The sequence below is a fragment of the Deinococcus sp. Leaf326 genome (genome assembly GCF_001424185.1).
GTDB lineage: Bacteria > Deinococcota > Deinococci > Deinococcales > Deinococcaceae > Deinococcus.
In genome coordinates, this window is record NZ_LMOM01000084.1 from 1 (window position 1) to 4,902 (window position 4,902).

The following is a 4,902-nucleotide window of genomic DNA, read 5'->3' on the forward strand; positions in this document are numbered from 1 at the left end:
ACGCCCTTGGTGGACCAGGTCCGTCTGCGGACCCCTTTCAGGGCAAATCCCACCTCATCGAGGTAGACGAGAGTGGCGCCCTCAGCGACCTTTTTTTTTCAACTCCGGGGCCACCTGTTCTTTCCAGCCGGCGATCCGAACTTCGTTGCGTTCCGCCGCACGCCCATCAGGCATCTGCGGGGTAAAGCCCAACCGACGCAGGATGTGCCGGACATGGTCATGGTGGTACCAGATCTCGAAGTGCCGGCCGATCAATTCGCTGACACGCCGGGTCGTCCAGGTCTCGTCCCGAAAGCCGTGATGCACCGCACCCTCCCGCAGGAGGGTGCGCAACCGCTCACCTTGCTCCGCCGTAAGCCGCGAGACTGGACCCCTGGCCACGGTGGCCTGAAGACTGCCGTTGCGTTTCAGCCGACCTTTCCAGCTGTACACGGTGTGCACCGAGACCCCAAAGTGATCGGCAATCTCCTGATTCTTGTGCGTTCCGCGTGCGATCCATTCAAGCGCCGCGAGGCGGCGCTCTTTGAGTTGAGCACGGGAATAACGGGTAGGCTGCCATTCAGGCATGCCCCAAGACTATCAATGCTAAGCCGTGACGTGATCAATAGGTCGGTCCAAAGGACCTGGATGTCTTCCGAGCTCAAGCTGTAGCCCGCATCCGCGTGACCCTTGCATGGGGTCAAGCGCGACGTCGCTGGCCCCCTGGCTCTCTCCAGTTTGCAGATCGATGCGGCCCGGGGTTACTCGGTGTCGACCTTGAGGGGCAGCTGCCAGTCGATGGGCGTCTCCCCTGCCTCTTCGAGCGCCGCGTTCACCTTCGAGAACGGCCGGCTCCCCATGAACCGCACCATGCTCAGGGGCGACGGATGCGCCGACTCGACGATCACGTGCTGCTTGCCGGTGATCAACTTGGCCTTCTTGCGCGCATAGGCCCCCCACAACACGAAGACCACCCGCTCGGGCTTGGACGTGCTGCTTGCCGGTGATCAACTTGGCCTTCTTGCGCGCATAGGCCCCCCACAACACGAAGACCACCCGCTCGGGCTTGGCGTTCACCGCCCGGATTACCGCATCCGTGAACGGCTCCCAGCCCTTGCCCGCGTGGCTGTTCGCCTCGCCCGCCCGCACGGTCAGCACCGCGTTGAGCAGCAGCACACCCTGCTCGGCCCAGGCCCGCAGATAGCCGTGGCGGGGCGGCGTGAACCCAGGCTGGTCCGTCTGCAACTCCTTGTAGATGTTCTGGAGACTGGGGGGCACGCGCACGCCGGGCCGCACACTGAAGGACAGGCCGTGCGCCTGCCCGGCGCCGTGGTAGGGGTCCTGGCCCAGAATGAAGACCTTGACGTTCTCCAGCGGCGTGAAACGCAGGGCGTTGAAGACGTCGGCGGCCGGAGGATAGACGGTATGGGTGCGGCGTTCCTCGACCAGGAAGTCCTTGAGGGCATGGAAATACGGCGCGGCGAATTCGTCGGCCAGCGCGTCACGCCACGAATCCGGCAACCCGGCGGGAATCACGGGTTTGACCGGCTCAGGGCTCGTCTCGAACAGGCTCGGCTGTCCTGCTATGACCAAGGCCGCGGGGGAGCGCCGCACCGGTCGAACAGGCTTCTCGGGCAGGCCCAGAGCCCGGCGCTCTGCCCGCACCATTGCCTTCTTCCGGCTGCCGTGCAGGGCGTAGACCCGCCGCGCTTCCTCCTTGAAGAACGCCGTCTCCCGCACAGCCGTGATCCGGGCTTTGGCCGCCCGGATAGCCCGCTCGGCGTCAATGACCGGCGCGGGATACTTCAGGCGGCCAGCCCCACTCCACTCCCAGGGCGCGTGAATGAAGTCGGTGGGCACTTCCTGCAGTTCCGGCACCCAATGGCGAATAAACGCCCCTGTCGGATCCTGGTCGCGAGACTGCTTGGTTGGGTTGTAGATGCGGACTCGGTTGATGCCCACCGTGCTGCTCTGCATCTGCACCTGGGCCCAGTGGATACCCGGTTCGTTGTCAAGCCAGTGATACGCCAGGAACTCGCCGGGTACGCGCCAATGCAGCCACAGCAGCTGGCTGGAGAACGAGATGGTCATGGCCCGCATGCGGAAGTTCAGCCAGCCGGTCTCTGCGAGCATCCGCATACAAGCGTCCTGGAGGGGATAGCCCGTCTGGCCCGCAGCCCAGCGGTCGAAGTGCTCTTGGTTCCACTCGGGACGCAGGCCGTCGAAGGCCCGGTTGAGGTTCCGAAACTCCATCTCGGGTTCGGACTCCAGGCGCTGCATGAAATGACAGTGCCAGTGCAGTCGGCTCTCGAAGGATCGCAGAGAGCGGACCCAGCGGGGATCGGCCGTCAGGTCGCCCTTGACGGCCGCGAGCCGTTGCCGGGTGGCCTGGACGACTTCGCGCAGGCTCAGTGTGCCGAAGGCGAGCGGGGCACTCAGACGCGAGCAACTGTCCTCGGCGGTGAGGGGACTGCTCATCTCCCGCATGTAGTCCATGCCGCGGAGGGTCAGGAAGCTGGTCAGGGTCTGTTCTGCCACGCGGCGCCCCCCGGGGGGAATGACCTTAAGGTTGGGGGCTAAGTTGAGATCAGGTGCCCCCAGGAGGCCCACTGAGGGGACGTGGACGGTCTGCACACGCTCTGGGGGTCCAAGGGGTGCCCCGCCCAGCCTTTCTTCCCAGGTATCTGCCCAGCCGTCACGATTCCGGAGACGGCGAACCACACCGTTTTGCGGCACCTCGGTAAAGGGCACGCTCTTGGCTCTGCACCAGTCATAAACACGGCGGTCCCGGGCGTAGCTCACGCCGTTGCCAGTTTCCTCGTGCGCCCACAGGGCAGTGAAGCCGACCTCGGCATGCAACTCCTCAAGGATATGCACCGCTTCGCCATGCCGCCGGACGAGGGGAGCACCCAGGGCTCGCAGGGCGGTGTCCAGTTCGTCTAGGCACTCATTCAGGTACTGGAGGTGGTGGCCACCAAATTCAGAATGATGAAGCTGCTCTGGCTCGTAGATATAGAGTGGCAGTACCGGGCCCCGGGCCGAGGCCTCGAGGAGCGGCAAGTGATCATGGACCCGCAGGTCCTTCTTGAACCAGACCACCTGCACTGTGGACGCTGTGGACACGGGCGCCACTGTAGGACGCCCGGCATCCGGGAACTGGATGGGGGATTAAGGTCGCCTGGGATGAGACGTGAAGCTCACTCGCAGGCGCGGCCGTCGCCATCCCGGTCGAGCTTGGTGCTGTAGCCCGGCTGTCCGCGCACAAGGGGAGCTTTCCCCGCGGCCCGCACCGCCGCGCAATTGGCGTAGCTCAAGCTGCTGGGGGCCACCGGTGTGGGGGCTGAGGGAAGCGTGGGGACCGGACGCGGAGGAGGGGAAACGCTTGAGCCGACGGCCTGCCCCTGTGCGGCCCGGCCTTTCTCGGTCGTGATGGTGTACGCCCCAGTGGTCTGCACCGTGATCGTCACTGTTCCCATCTGGTCCGTCCGCCAGACCGCCGCGCCCACGCTCTTATAGAGGTTCAACGCCGTCGCCGTCGGGTGTCCATAGTTGTTCGGCCCCACGCTCACCACCACGTTCTTCGGGCGCACTGCCGCCAGCCACGCCGCGTTGTCTCCGTTCGCGGCCCCGTGGTGGATGCTCTTGTACACCTCCACAGGGCCGAGGGTACCCGCCGGATACTTCTTGAGCCAGCCCGCCGTCTCAGGCGTCTCGCTGTCTCCGGTCATCAGGGCCCGGAACGCGCCGTACTGCACCAGCAGTCCCACGCTGTTCAGGTTCTGCTCAGTCCTAGGCATCCCCGGTGGGGGGGCCAGGACCGTGAGCTTCACGCTCCCGAGGTTGATGATCTGGTCCTTGGCGACCAGCCCCTGTGTCCCCGCCTGCTGCGCGGCGGTGACCAGTTTGCGCCAGGTCTGGGTCGTGCCCGCGAGGCCGTTGTTGAGGAAGAACCGGGGCTTGTAGAGCGTGACGGCTGGAATCAGGCCGGTGATGTGGTCGGCGTCGGCGTGACTGGCCGCCACGAGATCAAGACTCTGGACCTCATACTGCCGCAGCAGGGTCTGCAGCCGGGGTTCGCTCCTGCCCCCGTCGTAGAGGACGCTCTTGCCTTCGGGTGAAGTGATGAGCACCGCGTCGCCCTGCCCCACGTCGAGGAAGCGGATCGTCAGGGCGCCAGGGAAAGCGGCCTGGGCCTGCATAGGTCCCAGGCTGAGGGCGGCCAGTGTCAGGAGGCCCCTCACAGGTCGATCTCCTCGCCAACCGACGCGGGACGGTTCAGGGCGTTGAGCTGGGCCTGGGCCCCCTGACGACGCTGAGCAGTCTCCGCATGGTCGATCTCCATCTCCAGGTCCCCACCTTCGACGTGCAGGCGCACGACGTCACCCTCGCGGACCCCAGTGGGCAGACTGGCCAGGGACCAATCCTCGGTGGTGCCGTCGGGCAGCTCCACGCGGGCGAGGCGGCCCTCAATGCCGTCAACGGTGACGAGGCTAGGTGCGGGATCGTCGGAGGTCATGGCTGCAAAGTAGCGCGCAGCGGCCTAGGCTGGGTGTCAAGCTGGGTCATGCGACGATCTGCCCTGTTCAGTGTGTTGGCCGTCTTCTTCATGATGGCGGCTCCAGCCCAGGCCCACCGGAGCGGCTGCCACCGCTGGCACTCCTGCCCGAGCGACAGCGGCTCCTATGTCTGTGGCGATCTCGGCTACACCTCGGAGTGTGGAACGGCTTCGGTCAGCAGCGCCGCCCGGGCGGCGTCTGCCTCCAGCCCCTCGGTCAGTACCCTGCCGGTGCGGTACAGCACTACCACCCTGAACCTGAGGTTGACCCGATTTTGCGCAGATGGAGATAAGCCCCCACGATAGGAGGCACCCTCATGACGACCCGCAGAATCCATACCGCTGAGTTCAAACGAGATGCTGTGCAG

The 4,902-nt window shown here is 65.5% G+C and carries 5 protein-coding genes; all 5 read right to left on the reverse strand.

The window, feature by feature from the left end:
- Positions 1–81: 81 nt before the first annotated feature.
- The gene (locus ASF71_RS20520; protein WP_056303619.1) at positions 82–567 is read right to left on the reverse strand and encodes a winged helix-turn-helix domain-containing protein; all 486 of its coding nucleotides are present in this window, start codon (positions 565–567) and stop codon (positions 82–84) included.
- An 18-nt stretch (positions 568–585) separates the two neighbouring features.
- On the reverse strand, positions 586–3,102 hold the full coding sequence (ung, locus tag ASF71_RS25935; protein WP_369815032.1) for a uracil-DNA glycosylase: 2,517 nt from the start codon (positions 3,100–3,102) through the stop codon (positions 586–588).
- A gap of 74 nt (positions 3,103–3,176) precedes the next feature.
- The gene (locus ASF71_RS24375) at positions 3,177–4,220 is read right to left on the reverse strand and encodes an excalibur calcium-binding domain-containing protein (RefSeq protein ID WP_235514658.1); all 1,044 of its coding nucleotides are present in this window, start codon (positions 4,218–4,220) and stop codon (positions 3,177–3,179) included.
- A complete protein-coding gene (locus ASF71_RS20535) occupies positions 4,217–4,495 on the reverse strand; it encodes a DUF3006 domain-containing protein (protein ID WP_056303621.1) in 279 nt (92 codons plus the stop codon). Before ASF71_RS20535 ends, ASF71_RS24375 begins: the two co-directional genes overlap by 4 nt.
- 185 nt (positions 4,496–4,680) lie before the next feature.
- Positions 4,681–4,902, reverse strand: a 222-nt coding sequence (locus ASF71_RS25435; protein WP_235514659.1) for a hypothetical protein, incomplete at its 5' end; no start/stop codon positions are given.

Bases quoted from the DNA above. Each gene is read 5' to 3' on its own strand.
- ASF71_RS20520 (WP_056303619.1), bottom strand. From the start codon at position 567: ATGCCTGAATGGCAGCCTACCCGTTATTCCCGTGCTCAACTCAAAGAG.
- ASF71_RS20535 (WP_056303621.1), bottom strand. From the start codon at position 4,495: ATGACCTCCGACGATCCCGCACCTAGCCTCGTCACCGTTGACGGCATT.